Genomic DNA, 21,393 nt, shown 5'->3' with positions numbered 1-21,393 from the left:
CTCGATAAAAAATCGGGAAGAATAATTTTACCTTCTTCGTCTAATGAGTGTGGTGAGAGGTTTCGCCTCCACCCGCATTTCCGCTACGGAGGAGAAATTCATGAAGAAAGCGATGATCGCACTGCTGGCCGTGGCCCTGACCGGGCTTGTGGCCTACGCCGCCGCCAACATCAACGGCGCTTGGGACTTCACCATGACGACCCAGCGCGGCGAAACGAAGTCCGTCGTCACGTTCGTCCAGACCGGCGAGAAGCTGGCCGTGACCGTGAACGGCGTCGGGCGCGACGGTCAGCCCACGGAGACCAAGGGCGAGGGCACGATCAAGGGCAACGACGTGACCTGGAAGATCGTCCGCGAGACCCAGCGCGGCACGTTCGAATCGACCTACAAGGGCACCCTCGTCGACGACAACAACATGAAGGGCACAATGGAGTTCGGCGGCGGCCAGGGCAACCCCCCGGGCGGCGGCCAGATGACCCCCCCCGAGTGGAAGGCCGTCCGCAAGGCCAAATAAGGCAAATCCCCTCCTTGTTCAATTCCTAACCCTTTTCCCCCCTGCTCCGCTCCTCCCCGGGGGCGGGCAGGGGGCCTTTCTCTCCCCTGATCCCGACTCCCCCGGCCTGTTCCCTTGGACCCCGTTCCGCAGTATAATAGCGCCTCACCGAGGCCGGGGGGCGGGCGTTATTCCCTCTCTTTAAATAGATTCCGGCGAATGGAAGGGTCCGGGCGGTTTTGCGCCGCTCAAGGGAAAAGCCGGGATTCTGGAAGATTTCGCCGTCGCCTGCGTCTAATAAATGACGGAGGCGGAAAGCGTTGCATCTCAATGGACGACAGAACGCTGGTCGAAAGCGCTCGCCAGGGAGATCGGAGCGCTTTCGAGACCCTCGTCAAGAAGTATGAGACCAAAGTGTACCATCTAGCTTTCAGCTTTGTGCGCGACCCGGCCACGGCCGAGGATCTGGCCCAGGACGTCTTCGTCAAGGCCTATCTCCACCTGGCCGATTTTCGCTTTGATTCCGAGTTCGGGACCTGGCTTTACCGGGTCGCCGTCAATCATGTCAAAGACCACCTCCGCAAGATCGTCCGCCGCAAGGAAGTGGCCCTGGATGAGGTCGAGGAAAGCCGGTTCGCCAGCGCCGACCCCGTCCGCGGCCGGGAAGAGGCCGGGGAGACCGAGCGGCGCCGCGCCGCCGTGCACCGGGCGCTCGATACCCTGCCGCCCAAGTACAACGTCATTCTGACCCTGCGGGACGTCCGCGGGCTGTCCTACGAGGAGATCGCCCAGAGCCTCAAGATCTCCCCGGGAACCGTCGATTCGCGGCTGCACCGAGCTCGCCGGATGCTGCGAAAAAAAATGGCCCCGATCCTGGAACGGGAAGGATTCGGAGTCGAGGGAGGGGAAGCATGAACTGCCGAAGCACCGAACGGTGGATTCTGGAATCCCTGGACCGCGACCTGGCCCCCGGCCCGCGCCGGGACCTGGAGGCGCACCTCCAAACCTGTCCGGCCTGCCGGGCCCGGCGGGCTGAGTTCGTCGCCCTGCGCGACGACCTGGGCCGGCTGCCGATGCCGGCCCTGCGGCCGGGCTTCGCCGGCCGGGTCGGGGCTCGCATCGAGGCCCTGGCCAATCCCGCCGCGGCGGCTCCGGCCGCCCTGTGGCGGACCTGGTGCCTGCGGGCCATCCCCGTGTCGTTGTTCCTGATCGGCCTGTTCGTCGGCGGGCTGGTGTTCCTCCCGGGCGCCAACGCCGGGTTGAGCCAGACCGAAGCCCTGCTGCTGAACGAAACGTCCCGCCTGAACGAAACGTCGGCCTTTTTCGACGAGACCAAGAAGCCTGAAGAAAACACCATGTCGATCCTCTTTGCCGCCTCCGAGACGACGGCCCAACGGAGACCCCGGCCATGAGCAAACCGCGCGTTTGGATCGTTCTGTCCTTCCTCCTTGTCTTTGCGGCCGGGATCGTCGCCGGGATCTTCGGCCACAACTGGTTCGCGGCCAAGAAGCCCGACGCCCGGCGAAGCTCCGCGGGCGGGCCGCCGACCATGGAGTCCTGGGCCAAGGAGATCGGCCTCAGCCCCGAGCAGCAGGCCCGCCTGCGCGAGGTCTTCAAGGCCAATGACGCGCGCATGCGGGCCGACGCCCGGCTCAAGGAATTGCGTACCGACACGTTCAAGCGCTACGGCGAGCTCCGCAGCCAGCTCCAGTCCGAGATCGATGCCGTCCTGACCCCCGAACAGAAGGTCAAGATGGACGCCATGATCAAGAAGCATGAGGAAGAGCGGCGGCGGGCCAACGCCTCCAGCCGTCGCGACCAACCCCCGTCCTCCGACTCCGGCCGCGGCGGCCGCAACGGAGGCCCCGACCGCGCCCCCCGGCTCGGTCCCGGGCCCGACGGCCCCAATATCCGAAATCAGCGAACGGATTTCCGACCTCCGTTCCATGAATATTATTCCAAAGGAGTGAACGAATGAAAAAGAAGACGATCTTCGGATTGATCGCCATCCTGGCGGTCGCCCTTGTAGTTTTCTTCGTCTTCATCAAGAAAGGCAAGGCCGACCAACCCAAGTACCGGACGGAAGTCCTAGCCAAGGGCGACGTCGAGGCCTTGGTCACCACCTCGGGCACCATCAACCCCGTCGACATCGTCGATGTCGGCAGCCAGGTGTCGGGCAAGATCACTAAGCTTTACGCCGATTACAATTCCAAGGTCACCGCCGGCCAGCTGATGGCCGAGCTCGACCAGGCGATTCAGCAGGCCAAGGTCGAGTCCAACCAGGCCAACTACCAGAGCTCCCTGGCCTCGCTCGAACAGGCCAAGGTCACCCTGGAGAACGCCAAGAAGAAGCAGGATCGGACCCAGGACCTCTTCCAGAGGAACCTCGTCTCCTTCGAGGAGAAGGAAACGGCCGACGCCAACTTCGTCAACGCCCGCGTCGGCGTCCAGACGGCGGATGCCCGCGTCTCCCAGGCCAAGTCGACCCTCGACCAGAGCAAGGTCGATCTGTCATACTGCATCATCCGCTCGCCCATCAACGGCACGGTCATCGACCGGCCGGTCAATGTGGGCCAGACCGTGGCCGCCAGCATGACGGCGCCCGTCCTGTTCAAGGTGGCGTCCGACCTGACCAAGATGAAAGTCCAGTGCGCGGTCGACGAGGCCGATATCGGCAAGGTCAAGGAAGGCCAGAAGGTTCGCTTCACGGTCGACGCCTTCCAGGGCGAGACCTTCACCGGCATCATCCTGCAGGTCCGCTATGCGGCCGTGACGACCCAGAACGTCGTCACCTACGCCACCATCGTCGACGCCCCCAACCCCGACGTCAAGCTGCGGCCGGGCATGACCGCGACCGTGAGCATCATCACGGGCGAGGCGCGCGGCACGCTCCGCATCCCGAATGCAGCGATGCGCTTCACTCCGGCCCTGCCCCAGGAAGAGCTGCAGAAGCTTCTGGCGACGCTGCGGCCCCAGGGCCAGCGCGGCGGCCAGCCGGGAGAAGCCGCGGCGGCGGGCCAGGTCGGCCAGAAGCCGGACGGCGCCCAGACGGCCCCGGCGGGCCAGACCGGCGCTCAGGCCACCGGCCAGGTCGGCCAGCGCCAGGGCGGCCAGCGGGGCAATTTCGACCCGAGCACCCTGACCCCCGAACAGCTCCAGCGCTTCCAGCAGATGCGCGCCGCGGGCGGCTCCCGCCGGCAGGGCGGGACGGTCTGGGTCCTGGACGAACTGGGCCAGATCAAGCCCTACATGGTCCGCACCGGCATCACCGACAACACCTATTCGGAGATCACCCGCAGTGAGCTTAAGGAAGGGATGAAGATCATCCTCGGCCTGGAAGCCGCCAAGGGCGCCACCACCGCGACCCCCGCGAACCAGCAGGGCCAGCGCGGCCCCGGCGGCAACATGATGTTCATGGGCCGGTAAGCCGGCTTTTGCGGCAAAGGCTTTTGCTATGGACAAGATAATCATCCAACTGGAGAATCTGACTAAAACCTACCATGTTGGGGAGACGGAGGTCCGCGCCCTGCGCGGCGTGACTTACTCGGTCAAGGAAGGCGACTTCGTCGCCATCATGGGCGCCTCGGGCTCCGGCAAGTCGACGATGATGAACATCATCGGCTGCCTGGATAAGCCGTCGACCGGCACATACCTCCTGGACGGCGTGGATATCGCCAAGCTCGACCGCAACCAGCTGGCCACCATCCGCAACCAGAAGATCGGGTTCGTTTTCCAATCGTTCAATCTGCTGTCGCGGACGACGGCCCTGGAAAACGCCGAGCTGCCCCTCCTCTACTCCAACGTGCCCGGCAGGGAAAGGGCCCAGCGGGCCATGGAAGCCCTGGCCCTGGTCGGCCTCAAAGGCCGCGAAACCCACAAGACCAACCAGCTTTCCGGCGGCGAGCAGCAGCGGGTGGCCATCGCCCGGGCCCTGCTCAACAACCCCCAGATCATCCTGGCCGATGAGCCGACCGGCAACCTGGACAGCAAAACCAGCGACGAGATCATGGGCATCTTCAAGGATCTCAACAACAAGAAGGGCATTTCCATCATCATGGTCACCCACGAGATGGATATCGGCATGTGCGCCAAGCGGCGCATCCACATGAAGGACGGCCTGATCGTCCGGGAAGAGGTGAACGCATGAAGACCTTCACATTGATGCTGCGCATATTGCGCGTCTCGCTGCGGGCCCTGGCCCGCAACAAGATGCGGACCTTTTTGACCTGCCTGGGCATCATCATCGGCGTCGGCGCCGTCATCGCCATGGTCTCCATTGGGGCCGGGGCCAAGGCCGCCGTCGAGAGCCGCTTCGCCAGCATGGGCACCAATCTATTGTTCGTCGGGCCGGGCAACCGCAACGTCGGCGGCGTCCGGACCGGCTTCGGCGGCTGGAATACCCTGACCGTCGAGGACGCGGAGGCTCTGCGCAACCTCTCGGCCGTCGAATCCATATCGCCTTCCGTCAGCGCCCGGGCCCAGGTCGTGTATGCCGCCAAGAACTGGAACACCTCCGTCCAGGGCAACGGCGAGAGCTACACCGAGGTCCGCAAGTGGGAGATGGAGTCCGGCGTCTTCTTCGACGAAAGCCAGGTCAAGGGCGCGGCCAAGGTCTGCGTCCTGGGCGCCGACGTCAAAACCAACCTATTCGAAGGCGAGGATCCCCTGGGCAAGACCATCCGGATCAAGCGGGTCCCCTTCGTCGTCATCGGCGTCTTCAAGAGCAAGGGCCAGTCCGGCGGGTTCGGCAGCCGCGACGACATCATCTCCATCCCCTATACGACCTGCATGAAGCGCATCCAGAAGGCCGAGTTCGTAGGCTCCATCGACGTCTCGGCGGTGTCCGCGACCCGAACGGCCGAGGCCAAACAGCAGATCGAAGAGCTGCTGCGGGAGCGCCACCGCATCGCCCCCGGCGCCGCGGACGACTTCAGCGTCGCCGACATGGCCGAGATCGCCGAGGGCGCGGCCGACGCGACCAACATTCTAACCATCCTACTGGGCTCGATCGCCTCCATCTCCCTGCTGGTGGGCGGCATCGGCATCATGAACATCATGCTGGTGTCCGTGACCGAGCGCATCCGCGAGATCGGCATCCGCATGTCGATCGGGGCCAAGGCCCGGGACATCCTGCTCCAATTCCTGTCCGAGGCCGTCGTCTTGAGCCTGCTGGGCGGAATCCTGGGCATCATCCTGGGCGTCGGGATTTCCAAGCTCCTCAAGTTCATCCCCCTCTTCGCTTCGCTCACCACGGTCGTCTCGCCCGGATCGGTGCTGCTGGCCTTCTTCTTCTCGGCCTCGGTGGGGATCTTCTTCGGGTTCTACCCGGCCCGCAAGGCCTCCAAGCTCGACCCCATCGAAGCCCTGCGGTATGAATAAACGACGAAACGAGGTTCATCATGTCTAAAAAAACCATCGCCCTCTGTCTCGGCCTGGCCGTGCTGGCTGCGGCCGGGCTGCCCGCCCGCGGCCAGGACGCCGCGGGCGTTCTCAAGCTGACTCTCAACGACTGCATCGTGCGGGCCCTGCAGAACAACATCAGCCTCCAGGTGGCCGTCCTCGGCCCCGAGAGCGCCTCCCTCTCGCTGGTGCGGTCCAGGGAAAAGTACCTGCCCACCCTGTCCTTCAACTACCAGAAACGCGACAGCCAGAGCGCTTCCTATTCGTTCCTGGACGTGGCCGGGACGAGCAACATAACCAAGACCGACAACTACGGGGGCTCGGTTCGCCAGAGCAACCCCTGGGGCGGCACCCTGACGCTGTCGATGACCAACGGGCTGACCGACACGACCCAGAAGGGCAACACGATCAACCCCCGTTACAGCACCAGCATCCAGCTCAGCCTATCCCAGCCCCTGCTGCGGGACTTCGGGGCCAAGATGGCCAACCGGGACATCCTGATCGCCCGCAACAGCCTGGACAGCTCGGAGTTCCAGCTGTCCAAGACCGTTCAAGACACTATCTACGGCGTTACCCAGGCCTACTGGAATCTGGTCTACGGCATCGAGAACATGAAGGTCCAAATGTCCTCCCTGCAATTGGCCAAAGATTTCCTGGCCACCAACGAGCGCAAGGTCGAGATCGGCCAGATGGCGCCCTTGGACGTCTATAGCGCCCAGGCCCAAGTGGCCAACATCGAGGCCACGATCATCTCGGCCGAGTCCGCCCTCAAAGCTTATGAGGACAACCTCAGGCTCCTGCTCAACTATTCGCCCGAAGAGGAAGCCGGGATCAAGTCTCTGGTGCCCGTGGATCAGCCCGAGTTCACCGCCCACCCGGTGGACCTGGCCCAGGCCCTGACCATCGCCATGCAGAAACGGCCCGACCTGCGGATGAGCAAGATCGACATGAAGACCCAGGAGCTCAACCTGGCCTACGCCAAGAACCAGCTCCTGCCCAGCCTCAGCCTGAGCGCCGGCTACTCCGGCGCCGGCGTCTCCGGTACCCAGCTCATCTATGACGGCAACCCGCTGTTCGGTGTCGTCATCGGCCAGATCAAGGGCGGCTTCTCCGACGCCTTCAAGGACACCCTGGCCCTCAAGTACCCCAACTGGAATATCGGCCTGACCCTGGACATCAGTCTCAGCAACTTCATCACCAAGGCCAATTACGGCTTGGCCCAACTGACCATGAAGACCGCGGTCCTCAACCAGCAGAATCTGGAAAAGACCGCCGTCAACGAGGTTCGCAGCGCCGTCCGGCTGATGCAGACCTCGTACAAACTGGTCCAGGCCAACCAGGTGGCCCGCGACTTGGCCGAGAAGAAGCTCGCGGCCGAGGCAGAGAAGCTGCGGGTAGGGCTGAGCACCAACTATATCGTTCTGCAGTATCAGCGCGACCTGGGCACGGCCCGCTCGGCCGAGCTGCAGGCGATCATCAACTACAATGTCGCCCAGACCGGTCTGGACCGGGCCATGGGCACGCTGCTCGAGAACAAGGCTATCAAGATCAGCGACATCCCAGTCAAGTAACCGGCCCTGAACACGCTCGTTCAACAGCCGTCCCTCTCTCCCGATCGCGGGAGAGGGGGACGGCTTTATTTTTATTGAACGAGCGACGGAGTATAATGGCCTCTTTTTTGAGCCCGCGGCCGGACCGGTTCTCCGCATCCGGCGCCGCGCGAACAACGAACGGAGACCGGATCACCATGGACAACACAGCGCGACGACGAAGGCCGGCGGCCATCAGGGTCCTGGCCGGATTACTTTTGTTCGGCGCGTCCGTCGGCCTGATGCCGGCCGGACCCGCCCCGCTCTGGGCGGCCGCCCAGAACGGAACCAGGGCGGACGCTCAGGCCTCCGTCCCGGACGGGGCCATGAATCTGGAGACGGCCATCCGGCTGGCTCTGGCCAACAACGAGCGGGCCATCAAAGCGGACCAGAACATGCTGGTCGCCGACGCCCGGCTGGCCAAGGCCAAGGCCGTTTTCCTGCCCCAGCTCAGCGTCAGCGGCAGCTATACCCGTCGACCGTTCGAGGTGGCCCGCCTGATCGGCAACCAGAACATCATCGTCCAGAGCTACAACGGGTTGTCGGGGGCGGCCAACCTGAGCATGACCCTGTTCGATTCGAAGAGCCTGCCGGCCCTGCTGGGGGCCAACGCCGACCTCGAGACCGAGGGTTACAACACCGCCGACGGCAAACGCAATCTGGCCTTCGAAGTGGGCACGTCCTTCCTCGGCACCCTCAGCCAGGACCAAGTCTTGGAAGCCTCCAGGCGCCGCATGGAATACGCCAAGCAGAGCCTGGACGCGGCCCGGGCCCGCTTCTCGGCCGGCCTCGTCTCGGCCAACGACGTCACCCGGGCCGAGCTCGAGTTCGCCACGGCCGAGATGGGGGTGACCCAGGTCCAGGGCCAGGTGGACTCGAGCTACCTCGGCCTCGGCTACCTGATGAACGCCCCCGCACCGAGCAAGCTCACGGTGCCCGATTTCCTGCTCAAGGCGGTCGACGAATCGATCGCCCCGGTCGATCAGCTCATCGCCCAGGCCCAGACCCGGCGGTCCGACGTCCTGGCCCTGCGGTCCAAGTCCCGTAGCCAGCATGCCCTGACCATCGAGCCGTCCCTCCGATGGCTTCCCACCCTGACCCTCAACGGCCGCTATTCCTACACCAACGAGGCCGGGCTGACGGGCAAGAACTTCAACTGGAACGCCGGCCTGAGCATGAGCTGGAGCGTCTTCGACGGGCTGACCCGCAACGGCGAGTTTTCCGAGCGCAAGGCCCTGGCCTTCCAGGCCGACCTGGACGTCCAGGCGGGCCTGCGCAAAGTCGACCTCGACGTGCGCAGCGCCATCGTCTCGCTGGAGAGCCAGCGGGCCGGGCTGAAGAAGGCCGCCGTGGCCCACGACATCGCCGTCCGCAACGCAGCCGAGACCGCCGAGCTCTACCGCCAAGGCCTGAGCTCGGCCCTGCAGGTGGCCGACGCCAACGTCCGCCTGTTTGAAGCCACGGTCGACTTGGTCCGAGCCCGCTACGGGCTGGGCCTTACTTATCTGAACCTCGAATCCGCATTGGGGCTGGACCCCCTGGGAAAGGAGCCGAACCTTGAATACTAAAACCCTGGCCCGGATTTTCCTCGTCGTCCTGGCGGTCGGATCGATCGCCGCCGTGGGCTGTAAAAAGAAGGACGCCGCCGCGGGCCAAGCCCCAGGCTCCAAGCCCGGTGCTTCCGGCCGCGGCCGAATGTCCTTCCCGGTCGAAGTCCAGCCGGTCTCGACCCGCTCGCTCATCTTCAGCGTCGGAGCGGTCGGTGCGGTCGAGGCCTTCGAGAAGGTCCAGGTCACCTCGCGGGTGGCCGGTGTCGTCGACCGGGTCCTCTTCGCCGAGGGCAACTACGCCAACCTCGGAGACACTCTAGTCGAAATCGAGCCCGAGCGCTTCACCCTGGCGGTCGAGTCGGCCCAGGCGACTTACGACAAAGCCGTGGCGTCCAAAGCCGACGCCGATGCCGGCCTCAAGCGCCGCGAGGCGGTTCAGGCCCAGAATCCCGGTCTGATCCCCGGCGAAGAAGTGGAGACCTGGCGGACCAAGGTCCGGCTGGCGATGGCGGATGTGTCGCAGACCCAAGCCGCCCTGAACCAGGCCAAGCTCAACCAGCGCGACGCTTTCGTCAAGGCGCCCTTTTCGGGAGTCATCCAGACGCGGACCGTGCAAACCGGCCTGTACGTCCAGGTCGGCACCGTCCTGGCCACCCTGGTCCGGAGGGACCCGCTCCTGCTCCGCTTCCGCGTCCCCGAGCGCGACGCGGCCCAGCTGAAGCACGGACTCATCGCCTCCTTCCAGGTCCGCGACAATCCTCGGACCTACACGGCCGTCCTGACCCACGTCGCGGCCTCGGCCGACGAGAACTCGCGGATGGTCGAAGTGACCGGCCAGGTCCGCGAGACGGCCGACCAGACCCTGCGGCCCGGCTCCTTCGTCGAAATCACCATCCCCGTCAGCAGCCCGCGCGAATCGCCCGTCATTCCCCAGACGGCCCTGCGGCCGAGCGAGCGTGGATTTATCGCCTTCGTTGTGGAAGACGGGGTGGCCAAGGAGCGCGTCTTGACCATCGGGCTGCGGACGATCGATGGCCAGGCTGAAGTGCTGTCCGGCCTCAAGACCGGCGAGAATGTCGTCGTCCGAGGCGGCGAGGCGCTGCAGACGGGCTTCCCGGTCCGCGTCGTGCCTCCGGGCGGCGTCCCGTCTTCGGACGGCAAGGGCCCTGGTTCGAAACCGGTCGGCCAGCGGCGAGGCGGCGAAAAGCCGGCCGGCGAGAAGCCGCCCGCCGGACGCTGAGGCGCGGGAGACGCGGCATGAGAGGAATTCGCCATGAAGATCACTGAAGTCTGCGTCCGCAAGCCGGTCCTGGCCTGGATGCTGATGGCGGCCACGGTCGTCTTCGGCGTCGTGTCCGCCACCCGGATCGGCATCAGCCAGTTTCCCGACGTTGATTTCCCGACCATCTCGGTCAACGTCTCCTGGCCCGGCGCGGCCCCCGAGGTTGTCGAGAACGACGTCGTGGAGAGCCTGGAAGAAGCGCTTGTCCAGGTCGAAGGGCTGAAGGCCATCAGCTCGAGCTGCCGCTCGGGCGGCGCCAACGTGACCCTCGAGTTCGATCTGTCGCGCAACATCGAGCTGGCCCTGCAGGACGTCCAGGCCAAGGTCGCCCAGGCCACCCGCTCCCTGCCCCGGGACATTGATCCCCCGACCATTTCCAAGAGCAACCCCGAGGACCAGCCGATTATGATGATCTCGCTGGCCGGGCCGGTTCCGCCGCGGGTCCTGACCGACCTCATCCAGTACAGCCTCAAGGAGAAGTTGCAGACGATTCCCGGCGTCGGCGAGATCAGCCTGATGGGCATCCAGGACCGCAACGTTCGGGTCTGGCTGGACGCGGTCAAGCTGGACGAGAAGGGCGTCACCGTTCGGGACGTCATCTCGGCCCTGCAGCGCGAGCACGTCGAGCTGCCGGCCGGCCGGCTGGAGACGCCCGGCCGCGAGGTCAACGTCCGCGTCCTGGGCGAGGCCATCGACATCGAGACCCTGCGCAAGATCTCCATCCGCCAGGTCAACGGCTCCCCCATCTACATCAGCGACGTGGCTCTGGTCGAGGATGGCTTCGACGACACCCGCCGCATCGCCCGGCTCAACGGCGTCCAGGCCCAAGGCTTGTCGATCAAGAAACAGCGCGGCTCCAACGCCGTGGCCGTGGCCCGCCAGGTCCGCGAGGCCCTGGCCGAGTTCCAAAAGACCCTGCCCGAGGGCCTGAACGTGGCCGTCGTCTTCGACACCACCCAGTTCATTGAGGAGTCGGTGCGGGAGATCGAGTTCGAGATCCTGCTCTCGGTCCTCTTGACGGCCTTCGTCTGCTGGCTGTTCCTGGGATCTCTGTCTTCGACCCTCAATGTCGTCCTGGCCATCCCGATGTCGCTCCTGGGCACGGTGGCCATCATCTATTTCCTCGGCTACACCTTCAACACCTTCACCCTGCTGGCCATGGCCCTGGCGGTGGGCATCGTCGTCGACGACGCCATCATGGTCATGGAGAACATCTTCCGCCACCGCGAAAGCGGCCAAACCCTGATCCAAGCGGCCCTGGGCGGGACCCAGGAGATCGCCTTCGCCGCCCTGGCCGCGACGCTGGCGGTGGTCGCGATCTTCATCCCCGTCGTCTTCGTCAAGGGTGTCATCGGCCGCTTCTTCATGCAGTTCGGCATCACCCTTTGCCTGGCGGTCGTGCTGTCCTACGTCGAAGCCGTGACCCTGGCCCCGGCCCGCTGTTCGCAGTTCCTGCGCACGACGCGGGAGGGACGCAGCCGGATCGGCCTGGCGGTCGACCGGGGCTTCCAGGGGTTGGAGCGGTTCTACGCCCGGATCCTGGCCAAGAGCCTCCGCCGCCCGGCCTGGATCCTGATCGCAGCCCTTGTGGTGTTTGGCGCGGCGATGCTCGTGCTGACCCGCATGCCGGCCGAGATGGTCCCGACACAGGACCTCAGCCGGATGTCCATCCGCCTTCAGACCCAGGTCGGGGCCGACATCACCGAGACGGGCAAGCTCCTGGCCCGGGCTGAGGACATCATCGCCAACCGGCCCGAAGTCGTCCAGAGCTTCACTTCGGTCGGCATGGGCGCCGCCACCTCGGGCAACATGAACATCACCCTCGTCCCGCCCAAGAAGCGCAAGCTCAGTGTGGCCGAGCTCTCGACCGTCCTGCGCCGGGAGCTCAACGCCATCCCCGGCATCCGGGCCGTCATCCAGGACCTGTCCCAGCAGGGTCTGACCGCCCAACGCGGCTTCCCGGTCGAGTTCTCGATCCGCGGCTCGAATTGGGACGAGCTCATCGCCCAGAGCCAGACGATCATGAACGATCTGCGCGACAGCGGCATCGTCATGGACCTCGACTCCGACTACCGGATCGGCCAGCCCGAGCTGCGCATCGTTCCCGACCGAGCCATGGCCGCCGACGTCGGCGTAAGCATCGACGAAGTGGCGACCACCCTGAACGCGCTGGTCGGCGGCGTCCGGGTGGGCAAGTACAGCACCGGCGGCCGCCGGATCGACGTCCGGCTCAAGCTTCTGGCCGCCCAGCGGTCGCGGCCCGAGGACCTGGCCCGGATGAAGGTCCGGACGCGGACGAACCAGCTCATGCCCCTGTCCTCCCTCATCACTTATCAAGAGCAGCCGGCCCTGCAGGCCATCACCCGCAAAGACCGCGAGCGGGCCATCTCGGTGTACGCCAACGTCGCCCCGGGACATTCCCAGGACGAGGCTATCCGTTACGTCGAGAGCCTGGCCAAAAAACTGCCGCTCGGGTACCGGGTCGTGCTGGGCGGCGCCAGCGTCGCCTTCCGCGAATCGATGAGCAGCCTGCTCTTTGCCCTCCTGCTGGGCATCGGGATCGCCTACATGATCCTGGCCTCCCAGTTCAACTCGTATAAGGACCCCGTCACCATCATCACCATCCTGCCGCTGTCGATCGCCGGCGCCGCCTTCGCCCTGGCCATCGCCGGGCTGTCGCTGAACATCTTCAGCATGATCGGGCTGCTGCTGCTGATGGGCATCGTCAAGAAGAACTCGATCATCCTGGTGGACTATGCCAACGCCTTCCGGGTCAAGGGTTTCAACGCCCGGGAATCCATGCAGAAGGCCGGTCCCATCCGGCTGCGGCCGATCCTGATGACGGCCACGGCGACGATGATGGCGGCCATTCCGCCGGCCCTCGGCCTCGGCTCCGGATCCGAGATTCGGGTGCCCATGGCTATCGGCGTCATCGGCGGTTTGCTGCTGTCGACCGTCCTCAGCCTGGTCGTCGTCCCCGCGTTTTACGTGGTGGCCGACAAGCTGACCCCGAAGAAAAAACGGCACGAAGAGGAACTCGCGCCCGTCCCGGCTCCGGCCGGGCCTTGAGTCGAGCGGGCTTCAAGTCCGCGAACGATACATAACGCCGTTCTCGCTTGCTCTGAAAAGAGTAGGCTAGAACGGCGTTTTTATTGTTCATTTCGCAACGTCTTCAGATGCTGCGGATTGAACGGGAGAAAGCCTCAATCGCAGGAATCGGTTGAGCACGATCGGCCCGGCGGCGTCTCGATCTGGATGGTCGAATGCTGGATCCCCAGCCGCTCGGCCAAATAACCGCGGCCGGCGGTGAGAAGGGCCTGCGATTTCGCTTCCTCGTCGATGACCAAGTGGACGGTCAGCGCCGTGAACCCGGAGGTGATGGTCCAGATATGCAGATCATGGACGTCGCGAACCCCGGGGAGCGCGGCCAAACCCGACCGGATCTCCTCGAGATTGAGATGATCGGGCGTACCTTCCATCAGGATGTGAAACGCTTGACGGATGAGTCTCCAGGCGCTCCAGCCGATCAGCCCGCAGAGGAGAAGGCTGACCAAGGGATCGACGATCCTCCACCCGGTGAATCGGATGATGACGCCGGCGGTGATCACCCCGACGCTCCCCACGGCATCTCCGACCACGTGGAGGAAGGCCCCCTTGGCATTCAGGCTTTCCTCCCGACCGGTGTGGAGGATCCAGGCGCAGATGAGATTGACGGCCAGCCCCGCCGTTGCGACCAGGAGCATGGGACCGGTCCTGATCTCGAGCGGGGAACGAAAACGGCGCAAGGCCTCCCAGGCGATAAGGCCCGAAGCCAGCCACAGGGTCAAGCCGTTGAGGAGGGCGGCGAAGATCTCAAAGCGGAACCAGCCGAAGGTCCGTCTGAGAGAGCGCGGCTTGGTCGAAAGCCAGAAGGCGAACAGGCTGAGCGCCAGGGCCCCGGCGTCCGAGGCCATATGTCCCGCGTCCGCCAGAAGCGCCAAGCTCCGGCTGAATAGGCCGCCGGCCAGCTCGAGGCCCATAAAAAGAACGGTCAGAGCCAGAGCGATTTGCAATCCCCTTGGCGACGAGGTACGACCGTGACCGTCCATGGTGCTCCGGATTATAGCATTTTCAAGCCGGACTAACCTGGCTCCGGCCTTTCTACCCGATCCTCGAAATCAGGCTTTGGCGGAAGCTTCCTCCTTGGGTCCGCGCTTGCGGCCGGCCCCCCACTTGGCGTAAAGAGCCGGCAGGACGAGAAGCGTCATCAGGGTCGAGGTGACCAGCCCGCCGACCACAACCACGGCCAAAGGCCGTTGGACCTCCGAGCCGGGACCCTTGGCGAAGAGCAGCGGGACGAGGCTGAAGATCGTGATGGTCGCCGTCATCAGGACGGGCCGCAGGCGATTGAGGCATCCGCGCAGGATCGCCTCGCGGGGCGCCAGTCCCTCCTCGCGCAGCTGGCTGACATAAGACAGGAGGACGATGCCGTTGAGGACGGCGATGCCGAAGAGGGCGATGAAGCCGACCGAGGCGGGGACCGAGAGGTAAAGTCCCGAGATGGCGAGGGACAGGACGCCGCCGATCAGGGCGAAGGGCAGGTTGAACAGGACGAGCATGGCCAGGCGCAGGGAGTCGAAGGTCAGGAAGAGCAGGAGCAGGATGAGCCCGATGGTGGCCGGGAGGATGACCGCCAGCCGCCGCATGGCCCGCTGCTGGTTCTCGAACTGGCCGCCCCAGGTCAGATGGTATCCGGCCGGAAGCGAGACGCCGCGGCCGATCAGGCGCCGGGCCTCGGCCACGAAGCCGCCCAGATCCCGGCCCGCGATGTTGCATTCGATGCCGATGCGGCGCTCGCCGGATTCGCGGCTGATCTGGGAGGGCCCTTCGGCCTCGCGGATCTCCGCCACTTGGCCCAGTGGAACGATCTCCCCGTTGGCGGCGCGAAGCGGCAGCGCCCCGATGGCGGCGGCCGAATTGCGGTTCCGTTCCGGATACCGAAGCTGGACGTCGACGGCCCGCTCGCCTTCGTACATCCGGGTCACCGTCTTGCCTCCGACCGCGGTCTCGACCAGCGTCTGGAGGTCCTCGACCGAGAGCCCATAACGGGCGATCTTCTCGCGGTCGGGCACGATCGAAAGATAGGGCTGGCCGGCGATGCTTTCCACGACCAGGTCGGCCGTCCCCCGGATGCGGCCCAGAAGGCCGGCGATCTCGTCGGCCTTGGCCTTCAGAATATCGAGGTCTTCGCCGAACAGCTTGATGATCAGCTGGGCCCGGGTGCCGGCGACCAGTTCGTCGATGCGGCAGGCGATCGGCTGGCTGAAGGAGAAGGCCATCCCGGGGATGGTCCCCACGGCCTGGCGCAGCTTCTCGGTCAGCTCCTCGCGGCTGCGAGCGGAGGTCCATTCCCGGCGCGGCTTGAGGATGCCGACATAGCCGGTCTTCTCGACCCCGCGTGCCTCCAGGGCGATCCCGGTCTGACCGGTCTTGCCGACGACGGTCTCGATCTCCGGGAACGCCTTGAGCTTCTCTTCCACTTTGCGATTCATGGCCACCGACTGATCCAGGGACATGCCCGGCAGGAATTGGACGTCCATGTCCAGGGCGCCCTCGTCCATGATCGGCATGAACTCGGTGCCCAGCCGCGGGATGATGGCCGCCGTCCCGGCCAGGAGAAGAATCGACAGGCCGAACAGCCAGGCCTTATGGTCCAGCCCCCAGACGAGGAGGGGCCGATAGACTTTCTTGGCCGCGTCGACCAGGATGATCCGCTTCTCGCCCTGGGCCTTGAGGAAAAGGTGGCAGAAGGCGGGGATGACGAGCAGCGAAAGGATCAGCGAGGCGAACAGGGCGATGACGTGGGTAAAGGCCAGCGGCAGGAACATCTTGCCCTCGATGCCCTGCAGGGCGATGATCGGGATGAAGGTCAGGGCGATGATCAGCTCGCCGAAGATGCTCGGCTTGCGGACCTCCAGGACGGCCCGGTAGACGGTGGCCAGCTTGGCCGCCCGGGCCCCGGTTTCCGACAAATGCCGCTGGACATTCTCCACCTGGATGATGGTCGCGTCGATGATCATGCCGATGGATATGGCCAGGCCTCCGAGCGACATCAGGTTGGCCGAGAGCCCGGCCAGCCGCATGGTGATAAAGGTAAAGAGCATCGACAGCGGCAGGGCCAGGATGACGATAAAGGCGCCCCGGAAGCTGCGCAGAAAGAGGTACAGGACCAGGACGACGAACAGCGATCCGATGACCAGCGCCTCGCTGACCGTATGGATGCTGGCCTTGACGATGTCCGAGCGCTTGTAGAAGGGAACGATCTTGAGGCCGGGCGGCAGGACGGTGCCGGCGTTGATCTCGGCCACCCGGGCTTCGACGGCCTCGACGACTTCGCGCCCGTTGGCGCCGCGAAGCATCATGACCACTCCGCCGACCGCCTCGCCCCGGCCGTCCTTCACGGCCGCCCCCTGCCGCACCGCTTGGCCGGCCTGGGCCGTGGCCACGTCGCGAAGCCAAACGGGGGTTCCGGCCTCGGACTTGAGGACGATCCGCTCCATGTCGGCCGCCGATTGGAGCAAGCCGATGCCGCGGACTAAGGCCTGCTGGGAAGGCCCCTGCAGGATGTTCCCGCCCACGTTTAGGTTGTTGCGGCGCAGGGCTTCGGCCAGGTCGGTCAGGGTCAGGCCGAACTTTATCAGCTTGGCCGGGTCGGCGGTCACCTCGTACTGGCGGATGTAGCCGCCGAAGGAGTTGATCTCGCTGACTCCGGGGATCGATTTGAGCAGCGGTGCCAGAATCCAGTCCTGGGCCGTCCGCAGCTCGGTCAACCGCTCGATCCGGCCGGCTTCGTCCTCCGGCACGGGGCCTTCCAGAGTGTACTGGTAGATCTCGCCCATGGCCGTCGAGACGGGGCCCATGGCGATCTCGATCCCGGCCGGGACCCGCTCCCGGGCCTCGATCAGCCGCTCCAGCACAAGCTGGCGGGCGAAGTAGATGTCGACCCCGTCTTCGAACACGACCGTGATGACGGACAGTCCGAACTTGGAGACCGAGCGGAGCTGGGCCAGCCGGGGCAGCCCGCGAAGGGTGATCTCGACCGGGTAGGTGACGAATTTTTCGACCTCCAGCGGGGCCATCCCGGGGACCGTCGACAGGACCTCGACCTGGATGTTGGTGACGTCTGGAAAGGCGTCGATGGGGATTTTGAGAAACGACCAGACGCCGAACCCGACCAGCAGGCCGACGCCGACGAGGACGAGCAAACGGTTGCGGAGCGAACGATCGATCAGCCTGTCGATGACCCCCATGTCATTCCCCCAGGCTGGACTTCAGGAGCTCGGACTTGATCAGGAAGCTCCCGGCCGAGACGACCAGCTCGCCGGCCGCGAGCCCCTTGGTGATTTCGGCCACAGCCGCCGTCCGGGCTCCGACTTCGACCGCCCGCAGGGCGTAGGAGGTCGGTCCGGTCTTGACGAAGACGACGGGCCGCGATTGGAATTCCTGCAGTGCCGCCAGGGGCACGAGCAGGGCCGTCCGTTCGGCGCCCGAGGCGATTGCGGCCTCGACATACATCCCGACCCGCAGGCTCCCGTCCCCGTTGGGGACCTCGATCCGGCCCTCGATGGTCCGGGTTTTATCGTCCATGACGGCTCCGACGAGAACCAGACGGCCCCGGAACTCCCGCCCCGGGTAGGCTTGGGTGCGAAGGACCGCGTCCGTCCCGGCTTTGGCCGCGGCCAAGTCCTTCTCGAAGATGTGCACGCAGGCCCACAGGCCGGCCAGATCGGCCAACTTAAATAAGGGAGCGCCGGCTTGGACATGGGCGCCGGCCAGGCTCGCGGCTTCGATGACCGTCCCGGCGAAAGGCGCCCGGACGGCGAGAAACGGACGAACTGTCCCCGTCGTGATCAGGGCGTCGACGTCTTTCTCTTCCAGCCCGAGGGGAATGAGCTTGCGGCGGGCCGCTTCAAGGAACGCCTTGGCCGCCGCCTCCTCGGGATCGCCTCCGAGGCGCGAGACCCGGGCGGCCGCCTGTAGGACTTCGGCTTGGGACGCCAGGTATTCCCGGCTGTAGATCTCGGCCAGAACCTGTCCGGCCGCGACCCGGTCGCCGGCCACGACGAGCGCCCGCTCGATCCGGCCGTCGGCGCGGGTCGAGACCTCGGCCAGGCGCCGAGCGTTGAATTCGAGCTCGCCCGGGGCGGCGATCCGCTCGGCCAGGGCGGTCATTTTGGCTTCGACCACGACGATCCCGCCGTCGGCCGCGGCCTGGGCCGACAGCGTCACCGTTCCGGCCGGAGCGCGGGTCTCGCCTTCGGGCGCAGCCGCGGCCGTTCCGTCCGTCTCCGCGTTCCGGCAAGCGGCCGCCAGGCCGGCTGTCAGGATGATCATCAAGGCTATCAGGCATTTCGATTTGGTCATGGTTATTCTCCGTTTCAATAATCTTCGCCCGCGGCTTCCAGATCGGCCAGCGAGGCGGCGTATAGATAGAGGGAATGCAGGTGCTCGAGCCGGGCCTCGGAAAGCGCCCGGTAGAGGTCGAGCAGGGCGTAGGACTCGATCCGGCCGAGCCGATACTGCTCCAGGCCGTTGCCGATCTCGGCCTCGATTTCGCTCAGGAGCTTCTGCTCGAAAACTTTAACCTGCTCCTCGGCCGAACGCATGTCGGCGTAGGCGGTGCCGATAAGGACGGTCAGGCGGCGGTCCAGGGCGGCAGAACCGATCAGGCTTGTCTCGCGGGCGGCTGAGGCTTCCGCCCGGATGCCTTCGGTCCGGCGGCGGGACAGCGGCAGGCTCAGCCCGAAGGAAACGCCCCAGCCGCGCACGCTTTTGCTGGGCACGAACAGCCCGGCCGAGAAGTCGGGCTTCCCGGCCAAAGCGGCCAGGCGCGTTTCCGCCTCCGCCCGGCTCGCCCGCAAGCGCGCCAGGCGCAGCGACGGCCGGCCGGCCCGGGCTGCCTCGAGGACTTGGGCCAGAGTCGGTCCGAACGGCTTGTAGCCCGCGTCGTCGGTCAACCGGATCGGCTCGTCCGGAGACAGCCCTATAAGAAGGAGCAGCTCGCCGCGGGCCGCGGCCTGTTCACGCCGGGCCTCGATCAGACGATTCTGGAGCCGGGCCTTCTCGACCCTGGCCCGCAAGATGTCGCCGTAGGCCGCGTCGCCGCTCTGGAATCTTATGGTCATGGCTTCCAGGAACCGATCGAGGAGCCCGCCGAGGGGCTCGGTGGCCGCCAGCGTCCGCTCCGCCAAGACCGCCCGGCTGTAGGCTTTCCGGACCCGGGCGGCGATGAGCAGTCGGATGCGCTCGATCTCCAAGCCTGCCGACTCCTCGTCCAGCTTGGCTATTTCGACCCGGGCGGCGCGGCGGCCGGGGAACTCAATGGTTTGCTCCAAGCCGAGGGAATACTCGGGTGTGCTGTCGCCCGATTTAAGCGTCCAGGGAATCCCGAGCGTATCCAGCGAAAGGGAAGGATCCGGCCGGGCCTCGGCCTGAAGCCGTCGGCCGGCGGCGGCTTTGGCCGCCTGCTGGGCCATCAGCACGTCCGGGTGGCGGGCCAGGGCCGTCTCGACGGCTTGGGCCAGGGAAAGGCCGGGCGGCGGGTTTTGAGTCCCCTGGGCGGCGAAAGCCGGGGCAAAGACGAGGATAAGGGCCGGCCAGATGGCCGCGGCATGGCGGCGGAGCCGGGTTTTTTTCGGCATGATCATGGGCTGTCTCCGATGGGCGTTCGGGAACGACGACGGGGATGGAGACGGAGGCGTCTCCGGACGGCGCGGGGGGCCCGCGAAGCCGGAGAGGATGGTCAGCAGCGGAGAAGGGCGTATCCGCCCGGGAATGCGGGCGGGGAAAGAGAGGCGGGAGAAGCGGGTGCGAGCCCGGCTTGGAGGAGATCGGGCAGGATGGCCGGCGAAGCGGCGGAGACGAAGTCGGACGCGATGCCCGCCTTGGCTTTGTCGCGCAGGAAGCAGGACCGGGCCGCCTCGAGAAGAATCAAATCATGGCGGCAGTGGCAGGCTTCCAAGGAGGCGCCGCGAGGCCGGGTGCCGGCCCGGGTTTCCGCCAGGCGTTCCAGGCAGTGTTCGCATTCCTCGCACATACAGACGCCGGAGGGGCCGGCGAATTCGACGGCGACACTCCCGCCCGCGCGGTGGCAGAAGACGACCTGGGGCAAGGCCGCCAAGACGGCGAACGCCACGTGCAGTATGACGGCCAGAACGCAAAAGGCCGTCCGCGATCCGCGGCTTCGGGCTGCTGTGGACATGCGGATATGGTAGTCCCCAAGCCCCCGCCTGTCAATCGAGGGCTTGCCGGGGGCGTCGAAGCGGGATTAAAATGACTCCGTGCAGATCCAGATCGGCCGGGTTTCCGTCCTCCTCCTCTTGCCATTTTTCGTCTCGGTTTGCATCGCGCCGCCCCGCGGCGTCATCATCCTCTGCGCCGGAGACAGCATCACGGCCGGCGGCTACCCCCATTATCTTCAAAAGCTTCTGGCCGCCGACGGCATCCGGGCCCGGGTTTTAAACCGGGGCCGCAGCGGCAACCGCTCCGGCGAATATCTGAGCTACCTGGGCCACAATCGCGAGGAGCTCCTCAAGCTGAAGCCCGATTTTGTCCTCCTGCAGCTCGGCACAAACGACGTCCGGACGGATCTGGATCACACTTCGACGGAGCGATTCACGGCCAATATGGGCGAGATTTTGGCCATCCTGGGGACGTTTCGCAACCGCGACGGCAACCCCTCGCGCATCCTGCTGGCCGCCATTCCGCCGATCCCCGAAGGCCCAGCCTACCCCTTCGACCTGGATTCGCGGCGACGGGTGACGGAGGAAATCAACCCGGCCGTCCGGGCCATGGCGCTCGAGGCGCGGATCCTCTTCGTCGACAATCACGCCCTTTTTCTCGGCCGCTCGGACCTCCTGCCCGGCGTCCATCCGTCGCGGGAGGGATATAAGGAGCTGGCGGCGAATTGGTACCGCGCTCTCAAGCCCCTGATTCAGGCCCGCTGAGGCCGCGGTCCCCATCTGAGTTGATTGTCCCCTTCCCGGGTGGTATCATGGTGAGTAACAAGGGCTTGCCCCTAATCCGCAGTGGGAGTCATCC

17 protein-coding genes are annotated in these 21,393 nt (G+C 65.7%); 12 read left to right on the top strand and 5 right to left on the bottom strand.

What is annotated here, in order from left to right; genetic code table 11:
* Window positions 1–100: 100 nt before the first annotated feature.
* The 11 genes from NTZ26_04450 (at window position 101) to NTZ26_04400 (ending at window position 13,383) form a co-directional block, all read left to right on the top strand.
* Complete coding sequence (locus tag NTZ26_04450; GenBank protein ID MCX6559744.1) at window positions 101–514, top strand: hypothetical protein; 414 nt, start codon at window positions 101–103, stop codon at window positions 512–514.
* Window positions 515–823: 309 nt separating this feature from the next.
* On the top strand, window positions 824–1,408 hold the full coding sequence (locus NTZ26_04445; GenBank protein MCX6559743.1) for a sigma-70 family RNA polymerase sigma factor: 585 nt from the start codon (window positions 824–826) through the stop codon (window positions 1,406–1,408).
* Window positions 1,405–1,905 (top strand): zf-HC2 domain-containing protein, encoded by a 501-nt coding sequence (locus NTZ26_04440; protein MCX6559742.1) that lies wholly within the window; start codon window positions 1,405–1,407, stop codon window positions 1,903–1,905. The genes NTZ26_04445 and NTZ26_04440 overlap by 4 nt, the downstream gene beginning before the upstream one ends.
* Window positions 1,902–2,471, top strand: a complete 570-nt coding sequence (locus NTZ26_04435; protein MCX6559741.1) for a hypothetical protein — start codon at window positions 1,902–1,904, stop codon at window positions 2,469–2,471. Before NTZ26_04440 ends, NTZ26_04435 begins: the two co-directional genes overlap by 4 nt.
* A complete protein-coding gene (locus NTZ26_04430) occupies window positions 2,468–3,919 on the top strand; it encodes an efflux RND transporter periplasmic adaptor subunit (protein ID MCX6559740.1) in 1,452 nt (483 codons plus the stop codon). The genes NTZ26_04435 and NTZ26_04430 overlap by 4 nt, the downstream gene beginning before the upstream one ends.
* 40 nt (window positions 3,920–3,959) lie before the next feature.
* The gene (locus tag NTZ26_04425) at window positions 3,960–4,640 is read left to right on the top strand and encodes an ABC transporter ATP-binding protein (GenBank protein MCX6559739.1); all 681 of its coding nucleotides are present in this window, start codon (window positions 3,960–3,962) and stop codon (window positions 4,638–4,640) included.
* Entirely contained in the window at window positions 4,637–5,872 is a 1,236-nt protein-coding gene (locus tag NTZ26_04420) for an ABC transporter permease (GenBank protein MCX6559738.1), read from the top strand. The genes NTZ26_04425 and NTZ26_04420 overlap by 4 nt, the downstream gene beginning before the upstream one ends.
* Before the next feature lie 20 nt (window positions 5,873–5,892).
* On the top strand, window positions 5,893–7,464 hold the full coding sequence (locus NTZ26_04415; GenBank protein ID MCX6559737.1) for a TolC family protein: 1,572 nt from the start codon (window positions 5,893–5,895) through the stop codon (window positions 7,462–7,464).
* 176 nt (window positions 7,465–7,640) lie between these two features.
* Entirely contained in the window at window positions 7,641–9,050 is a 1,410-nt protein-coding gene (locus tag NTZ26_04410; protein ID MCX6559736.1) for a TolC family protein, read from the top strand.
* The gene (locus NTZ26_04405) at window positions 9,040–10,272 is read left to right on the top strand and encodes an efflux RND transporter periplasmic adaptor subunit (protein MCX6559735.1); all 1,233 of its coding nucleotides are present in this window, start codon (window positions 9,040–9,042) and stop codon (window positions 10,270–10,272) included. The genes NTZ26_04410 and NTZ26_04405 overlap by 11 nt, the downstream gene beginning before the upstream one ends.
* Window positions 10,273–10,305: 33 nt before the next feature.
* The gene (locus NTZ26_04400) at window positions 10,306–13,383 is read left to right on the top strand and encodes an efflux RND transporter permease subunit (protein ID MCX6559734.1); all 3,078 of its coding nucleotides are present in this window, start codon (window positions 10,306–10,308) and stop codon (window positions 13,381–13,383) included.
* Window positions 13,384–13,517: 134 nt separating this feature from the next.
* Here NTZ26_04400 and NTZ26_04395 read toward each other — a convergent pair whose 3' ends face one another.
* The 5 genes from NTZ26_04395 to NTZ26_04375 form a co-directional block, all read right to left on the bottom strand.
* Entirely contained in the window at window positions 13,518–14,366 is an 849-nt protein-coding gene (locus NTZ26_04395; protein ID MCX6559733.1) for a cation diffusion facilitator family transporter, read from the bottom strand.
* A 105-nt stretch (window positions 14,367–14,471) separates the two neighbouring features.
* The gene (locus tag NTZ26_04390) at window positions 14,472–17,603 is read right to left on the bottom strand and encodes a CusA/CzcA family heavy metal efflux RND transporter (GenBank protein ID MCX6559732.1); all 3,132 of its coding nucleotides are present in this window, start codon (window positions 17,601–17,603) and stop codon (window positions 14,472–14,474) included.
* A 1-nt stretch (window position 17,604) separates the two neighbouring features.
* Complete coding sequence (locus NTZ26_04385) at window positions 17,605–18,717, bottom strand: efflux RND transporter periplasmic adaptor subunit (protein MCX6559731.1); 1,113 nt, start codon at window positions 18,715–18,717, stop codon at window positions 17,605–17,607.
* A gap of 14 nt (window positions 18,718–18,731) precedes the next feature.
* The gene (locus NTZ26_04380) at window positions 18,732–20,000 is read right to left on the bottom strand and encodes a TolC family protein (protein MCX6559730.1); all 1,269 of its coding nucleotides are present in this window, start codon (window positions 19,998–20,000) and stop codon (window positions 18,732–18,734) included.
* Between the two features lie 95 nt (window positions 20,001–20,095).
* Window positions 20,096–20,554, bottom strand: coding sequence for a hypothetical protein (locus NTZ26_04375; protein ID MCX6559729.1), 459 nt, complete (start codon window positions 20,552–20,554; stop codon window positions 20,096–20,098).
* Between the two features lie 79 nt (window positions 20,555–20,633).
* Here NTZ26_04375 and NTZ26_04370 point away from each other — a divergent pair, with 79 nt between their 5' ends.
* Window positions 20,634–21,299, top strand: coding sequence for an SGNH/GDSL hydrolase family protein (locus NTZ26_04370; protein ID MCX6559728.1), 666 nt, complete (start codon window positions 20,634–20,636; stop codon window positions 21,297–21,299).
* Window positions 21,300–21,393 lie beyond the last annotated feature (94 nt).

Source organism: Candidatus Aminicenantes bacterium (assembly GCA_026393855.1).
In the GTDB taxonomy this organism is placed as follows: Bacteria; Acidobacteriota; Aminicenantia; order Aminicenantales; family UBA4085; genus UBA4085.
The sequence above is the reverse complement of the archived record's forward strand: the minus strand, read 5'-3'. Positions and strand labels throughout refer to the sequence as shown.

What these genes read in the sequence shown, in the direction of transcription:
- NTZ26_04450 (MCX6559744.1), top strand. Translation starts at nt 101, where the DNA reads ATGAAGAAAGCGATGATCGCACTGCTGGCCGTGGCCCTGACCGGGCTT.
- NTZ26_04445 (MCX6559743.1), top strand. Translation starts at nt 824, where the DNA reads ATGGACGACAGAACGCTGGTCGAAAGCGCTCGCCAGGGAGATCGGAGC.
- NTZ26_04440 (MCX6559742.1), top strand. Translation starts at nt 1,405, where the DNA reads ATGAACTGCCGAAGCACCGAACGGTGGATTCTGGAATCCCTGGACCGC.
- NTZ26_04435 (MCX6559741.1), top strand. Translation starts at nt 1,902, where the DNA reads ATGAGCAAACCGCGCGTTTGGATCGTTCTGTCCTTCCTCCTTGTCTTT.
- NTZ26_04430 (MCX6559740.1), top strand. Translation starts at nt 2,468, where the DNA reads ATGAAAAAGAAGACGATCTTCGGATTGATCGCCATCCTGGCGGTCGCC.
- NTZ26_04420 (MCX6559738.1), top strand. Translation starts at nt 4,637, where the DNA reads ATGAAGACCTTCACATTGATGCTGCGCATATTGCGCGTCTCGCTGCGG.
- NTZ26_04415 (MCX6559737.1), top strand. Translation starts at nt 5,893, where the DNA reads ATGTCTAAAAAAACCATCGCCCTCTGTCTCGGCCTGGCCGTGCTGGCT.
- NTZ26_04410 (MCX6559736.1), top strand. Translation starts at nt 7,641, where the DNA reads ATGGACAACACAGCGCGACGACGAAGGCCGGCGGCCATCAGGGTCCTG.
- NTZ26_04400 (MCX6559734.1), top strand. Translation starts at nt 10,306, where the DNA reads ATGAAGATCACTGAAGTCTGCGTCCGCAAGCCGGTCCTGGCCTGGATG.
- NTZ26_04390 (MCX6559732.1), bottom strand. Translation starts at nt 17,603, where the DNA reads ATGGGGGTCATCGACAGGCTGATCGATCGTTCGCTCCGCAACCGTTTG.
- NTZ26_04385 (MCX6559731.1), bottom strand. Translation starts at nt 18,717, where the DNA reads ATGACCAAATCGAAATGCCTGATAGCCTTGATGATCATCCTGACAGCC.
- NTZ26_04380 (MCX6559730.1), bottom strand. Translation starts at nt 20,000, where the DNA reads ATGATCATGCCGAAAAAAACCCGGCTCCGCCGCCATGCCGCGGCCATC.
- NTZ26_04375 (MCX6559729.1), bottom strand. Translation starts at nt 20,554, where the DNA reads ATGTCCACAGCAGCCCGAAGCCGCGGATCGCGGACGGCCTTTTGCGTT.